This window comes from Arthrobacter sp. 10T413_2, assembly GCF_056394205.1.
The window spans coordinates 1-5,580 of the sequence record NZ_JBFTHK010000229.1 but is presented as its reverse complement, the minus strand read 5'-3'; the positions used below and the strand labels follow the sequence as shown (position 1 = coordinate 5,580).

Here is a 5,580-nt window from a genome sequence, read left to right as displayed (position 1 = left end):
GGTTGCCGGATCTCGGTCACTGATACCTCAAAACGTCATTGGCCCAATACAGCAGTTATCTACAGCAGTTGTCAGAATCGTACGTTAAGTGCAGGCGTGCGCCCACACATCCGCCTTTMGGACACAATGTTTCACCTTCACGGCCGGCGGGTGCTGGCCGTCACGGTGAATTTCGGATTCCTGCCGGCCTCGCGTGTCGGACCGATCAGCCGTTCGAGTGCCGGCCGGTAGTGCAGGTGGCTGTTGAACACGGTCCAGAGCTCCCCGCCRGGGGTGAGGACCMTGCCGGCCGCTTCGATCAGCTTGATCCCGGCGCCGGAGTGGACGGCCGCCTCCAGATGGAAGGGCGGGTTGAGCAGGATCAGGTCCGCGCTGCCCGCCGGCAGGGAGCTCATCGCGTCGTCCTGGAGCACATCGATCCGGTTCTCCAGGCCGTTGGCCCGGGCCGTGGCGAGGGCGGAGTCGACGGCGGCCGCTGACCGGTCCGTGGCGGTGACGCGGGCACCGGGGTTGGCGCGGGCGTACATCGCGGCGAGGATTCCTGTGCCGCAGCCCAGGTCAACCGCATGGGCGGCGTGCGGCATCCGCGGCAGGAAGTCCAKCAGGAACCGGGTTCCGATATCCAGCCCCGTGCCGGCGAAGACGGCGCCCCGGGCACAGACCGTCAGCCCGAGTTCCTCGTTCACCTCGGTGACCGGKAACGGCGGAGCGTCCGCGACCGGCTTGGGGCGCCGGGCCAGCAGGAGCCGTGACTTCTGCCGGGCCAGCTGGGGCTGGACGTCCTCGAAGTAGCGCGCCAGCACCGCGTTCATGCCCAGGCTCATGTGCTTGACGCGCCCGCCGGCCAGCAGCACGACGTCGGGCGCCGCGTAGCGGGCGACGGCGTCGGCGATTTCCTCCAGTTCCGCCAGGGACCKGGGCAACTGCAGCACGACGAGCGAGGCGCCCTCCAGGAGCCGTTCGCCMAACGGGAGCTGTTCAAAACCGGCATCAAGGTCCAGCGCCCCGGCGTTGGCCCGCAGCGCCCGCTCACCGGTGATGAGGTCCTGGTGGACGCGGACGGCTGGCGCCACCGTCCCCACGGAGTCCAGTGTCAGCGACCCCAGCGTCAGGGAACCCAGGGCCAGGGCACCGTACCGGTCCCCCACAACTGCAAGCCGTCCCCCGGGCTGCAGCAAACCGGCCGCCTGCATCTCAAGGACAGTGTCCAGCAGGAGCCTGTCCGTGGCGTCCCAGGCCTGCAGGTTGGCGGCCTCGACATCCGGGAATCGTCTCAKCCGGGCAAAGAGGGAGTCGAAGTTAGTGTCCGCCACGCGCGTTGTGCCGCCGTTTCTTCTCGGGCTTGGGTCATGAGCTTCCACGTTATCCCGAACCGGCCAGCAGGGTGACGATCCCGGCGAYGGCGGCCCGGCCGGCACGGTTGGCGCCGATGGTGGACGAGGACGGACCGTAGCCGACCAGATGGACCCGGGGCTCGGCCGCGACCCGGGTGCCGTCCATCGCGATGCCGCCGCCCGGTCCGCGCAGGTGCAGCGGGGCGAGGTGTTCAAGTTCGGCCYGGAATCCCGTGGCCCACAGGATGACGTCKGCGGCCAGGAAGCTGCCGTCGGCCATCCGGACGCCGTCGGGCTCGATTGCGGTGAACATGGGGTGCCGGTCCAGGACGCCGCGMGCCGCGGCGGCGCGCAGGGCCGGCGTCCAGATCAGGCCCGTCACGGAAACCACGCTCTGCGGCGGCAGGCCCTGGCGCACCCGCTCCTCCACGAGGGCGACGGCGTCGTGGCCGGCCTGCCGGTCGAACGCGGCCTCGCGCCAGACCGGTTCCCGGCGGGTGAACCAGGTGGTGCCGGTGACCCGGGAGATTTCATCGAGGAGACCGACGGCCGAAATCCCGCCGCCGACCACAATGACACGCCGGCCACGGAATTCGTCGGCGGAGACGTAGTCMGCGACGTGCAGTTGGCGGCCGCGGAAGCTGGCCTGGCCGGGGTAGATGGGCCAGAACGGCCGGGTCCAGGTGCCGGTGGCGTTGATGACGGCGCGGGCGGACCACGTGCCCCGGGAGGTGGTGATGGTCAGCCGCCCGGCGGGATCCGTGTCCTGCCGGCTCACCGACTGCACTTTCAYGGGCCGCTCGATCGCGAGGCCGAGGTCGTGTTCGTACCCGCCGAAATAGCGGGTGAGGAAACTKGAACTGGCCTCGGCAGGATCGACGTCGGGCTGCGGGAGGCCCGGAAGGTCGCTGATGCCGTTGACCGTGGCCATGAGAAGGCTTTTCCAGCGGTGGCGCCAGGCCCCGCCKGGGCCGTCCTCGGCGTCGAGCACGATGTACGTCCCGGCGGCCCGGGTGTCCGCCGCAGGCCCTCCGGTTCCGCCCTGGGCATTGCCCGGGCTGGGGGCAGCCGCGACGAAGCCGCGGCGCTGCAGGTGGTAGGCYGCCGACAGCCCGGCCTGGCCGGCGCCGATGACGACGACGTCGGCCGGCTGCACCGTCCCAGGGGTAGTGGTCCCGACCCCGGTCAGATCTTTTTGACGACGCTGGATTTGAGTTGCATGGGGCCCACACCGTCCACCTTGCAGTCGATGTCGTGGTCGCCGACGCCGTTCACGAGGCGGATGCCGCGGACCTTGGTGCCGACCTTGATGACCGTGGAGCTGCCCTTGATCTTAAGGTCCTTGACCACCGTGACGGTGTCGCCGTCGGCGAGGACGTTGCCGACGGCGTCCTTGATAACGGCCTCAGCAGGGGTTTCGGCGTCCGTGTCAGTCTCCGCGGACGCCKACCATTCGTGCGCGCACTCCGGGCAAACCAGGAGCGCCCCCATCTCGTAGGTGTATTCGCTGGAGCATTCGGGGCACGGGGGCAGGGAGTCGTTCACGTCCCTAAGTTTAGTCGGCTCTTTCGGTMCGCTCTTTCAGCCGGCTCTTGTGGCCGGCTCATTGGTCTCCCCCGGGAGCGCTGCCTTAGAACGGGTTCAGCAGCCGGTCCACGAACTGCCGGGTGCGTTCCTCCCGCGGGTTGCGCAGCACGGTGTCCGGGTGGCCGCGTTCAACCACGACCCCGCCGGCCATGAAGATGACCTCGTCGGCCACCTGACGGGCGAACGCGAGCTCGTGGGTGACCACCACCATAGTCCAGCCTTCTTCCGCCAGCTCTTTGATGACGGCCAGGACTTCGCCGACCAGCTCCGGGTCCAGGGCCGACGTCGGCTCGTCGAAGAGCAACAGCTGCGGGCGCAGGGCGAGCGCACGCACAATGCCCACACGCTGCTGCTGCCCGCCGGAGAGCTCAAACGGATAGCTGTTCTCCTTGCCGGCCAGCCCGACGCGGGCCAGGAGCTCGCGGGCCTCCTGAACCGCCTCGGCCTTGGGCCGCTTCTGCACCTGGACCGGGCCTTCGATCACGTTCTCCAGAACGGTCTTGTGCGGGAAGAGGTTGTAGTGCTGGAAGACCATGGCGCTGCGGTCCCTGAGCCCGTAGACCTGCTTTTTCGCCATCGGCGTGGAGAAGTCGACGGTCAGTTGCCCGGCGAACTCCGCGACACCGGCGTCGGGCACTTCAAGGCCGTTGAGGCACCGCAGGACAGTCGTCTTGCCCGACCCGGACGGCCCGATCAACGTGACCACTTCGCCGCGGMGGACGTCCAGATCGATGGACTTCAGCACTTCGTKGTCGCCAAACGACTTCCKCAAACCTCTGACGGTCAGCAGGGCGGCGTCCGGGACAGCCTCGCCCGGGAGCGGGGATTCAGTGGGCGACATAGCGGTCCAATCTCTTCTCCAGTGCGGATTGTCCGCTGGCCAGGACGAGGCAGATGATCCAGTAGATCACGGCTGCCTCCAGATACAGCAGCATGAATTCCTGGCTGAAAGCCGCCACTTGCTGCGCCTGGCGGAACAGCTCGGTGACCAGGATCAGTGACGCCAGCGAGGTGTCTTTGACCAGGCTGATGAAGGTGTTGGACAACGGCGGGACCGAGACCCGCGCGGCCTGCGGCAGGATAATCCGCACGAGGGTCTGGCGGCGCGACATTCCGATGGTGTGTCCGGCCTCCCACTGCCCCTTGGGAACAGAAAGAATGGCCGCCCGGATAACCTCCGCCGCATAGCCGCCCACGTTMAGGGAGAAAGCGATGATCGCACTCGGCCAGGGACTGATGGTAATTCCGACGGACGGGAGCCCGTAGAAAATGACAAACAGCTGGACCAGGAGCGGGGTCCCGCGGATGACGGAGATGTAAATCCGGGCGACCGCCGAGACCACCCGGTTGCGGCTCAGCCGCATGAGCGCTACCAGCAGGGCCAGCAGGAGGCCCAGGCTGAACGAGGCCAGCGCCAGCGGAATGGTGCCGGCAATCGCACCTGTCAGGAGGGGGCCCAGCGAAGACCACACGAGTTCCCAGTTGATGTTCATGCCCGGACGCGGCGTTCCTCGGCGGTCTCCACCGGGCTACTTCGAGACGTCGGCGTCGAAGTACTTCTGGGAAGTCTTCGCCAGGGTGCCGTCGGCCGCGAGCTCACCGAGGGCCTTGTTGATGGCTTCAGTCAGGCTGGTTGATCCCTTGCGCAGKGCGAAAGYGCTCAGCGACTTGTCAGTGGTCTCGGCGGCAATYTTGATGGCGTCGTCGTGGKACGTCTTCTGGGAGTCGAGGTACGTCAGTTTGTCRTTGATGGTGGCATCGACACGGCCCTGCTTGAGCAGCGTGATCGCCTGCGCCCACCCCTCCACGGCCTCGACGTTCGCGCCGCTCTGCTGCGCCAGCTTGTACCAGTTGCTCGTCAGGGACTGCGCCGTCGTCTTGCCCTGCAGGCTGTCGAAGGACGTAATGCTGTTGTTGTCGGCCTTGGTGACAATGACGCCGGTGCTCACCGTGTACGGCGTGGAGAAGTCGTACTTCGCCTTGCGTTCGTCCGTGATGGAAATCTGGTTCGCGACGACGTCGAACCGTTTGGCRTCGAGGCCGGCGAAGATGGCGTCGAACTGCGTTTCCTGGAAGGCCGGCTTGACGCCCAGCTTGTCGGCGACGGCGTTGATGATCTCCACGTCATAGCCGGTCAGTTCGCCGCTGCCGTTGGCGTGGAACGTGAACGGCTTGTAAGTGCCTTCCGTGCCGACCTTGAGCACGCCGGCGCTCTTGAMGTCACTCAAGGAGGTGTCTGCGCCGGCCGCCGGCGCCGAGCTGGACGGGGCTGTGGACGCCGACCCGCACCCCGCCAGGGCGAGTCCTGCTGCGGCAATAAGGCCAATTACGGAAAGTCGTGTGCGCTTCATGATGGTCCTTCGTCGTGGAGCCGGAAAAGGCCTTCCAGCTAAGCTGCGGGGCGGCCGTCTCCTAGCGACGATAGCAAGGACCGGCCCGGGGTGGAGACCCTAAATGACGGTATGTGACGAGCGTTCATGAGACGGTCTTGACGGATATGGCAACTAAGGGCGATGGAGCTGTTGGGGGTGAAACGGGTACAAGAAAGGGAACCACCGTTTCCGGTGGTTCCCTTAGTTGGTGGAGCTGAGGGGACTCGAACCCCTGACCCCCTGCATGCCATGCAGGTGCGCTACCAGCTGCGCCACAGCCCCTCATT

Annotated in this window: 6 protein-coding genes and 1 tRNA gene; all 7 read right to left on the bottom strand. The window is 67.0% G+C overall.

Annotated features, from left to right (window positions below; all coding sequences use genetic code 11):
- Positions 1 to 137: 137 nt before the first annotated feature.
- The 7 genes from AC1DBQ_RS21185 to AC1DBQ_RS21155 all read right to left on the bottom strand — a co-directional run bounded on the left by AC1DBQ_RS21185 (position 138) and on the right by AC1DBQ_RS21155 (position 5,575).
- A complete protein-coding gene (locus AC1DBQ_RS21185; RefSeq protein WP_476930386.1) occupies positions 138 to 1,313 on the bottom strand; it encodes a class I SAM-dependent methyltransferase in 1,176 nt (391 codons plus the stop codon).
- Positions 1,314 to 1,362: 49 nt separating this feature from the next.
- On the bottom strand, positions 1,363 to 2,490 hold the full coding sequence (locus AC1DBQ_RS21180; protein WP_476930385.1) for an NAD(P)-binding domain-containing protein: 1,128 nt from the start codon (positions 2,488 to 2,490) through the stop codon (positions 1,363 to 1,365).
- Between the two features lie 29 nt (positions 2,491 to 2,519).
- A complete protein-coding gene (locus AC1DBQ_RS21175) occupies positions 2,520 to 2,879 on the bottom strand; it encodes a zinc ribbon domain-containing protein YjdM (RefSeq protein ID WP_476930384.1) in 360 nt (119 codons plus the stop codon).
- Between the two features lie 85 nt (positions 2,880 to 2,964).
- A complete protein-coding gene (locus tag AC1DBQ_RS21170; protein ID WP_476930383.1) occupies positions 2,965 to 3,762 on the bottom strand; it encodes an amino acid ABC transporter ATP-binding protein in 798 nt (265 codons plus the stop codon).
- Complete coding sequence (locus tag AC1DBQ_RS21165) at positions 3,749 to 4,414, bottom strand: amino acid ABC transporter permease (protein WP_202615928.1); 666 nt, start codon at positions 4,412 to 4,414, stop codon at positions 3,749 to 3,751. The genes AC1DBQ_RS21170 and AC1DBQ_RS21165 overlap by 14 nt, the downstream gene beginning before the upstream one ends.
- Positions 4,415 to 4,450: 36 nt before the next feature.
- Positions 4,451 to 5,272, bottom strand: coding sequence for an amino acid ABC transporter substrate-binding protein (locus AC1DBQ_RS21160; RefSeq protein WP_476930382.1), 822 nt, complete (start codon positions 5,270 to 5,272; stop codon positions 4,451 to 4,453).
- Between the two features lie 227 nt (positions 5,273 to 5,499).
- Positions 5,500 to 5,575, bottom strand: a tRNA-Ala gene (locus AC1DBQ_RS21155).
- Positions 5,576 to 5,580 lie beyond the last annotated feature (5 nt).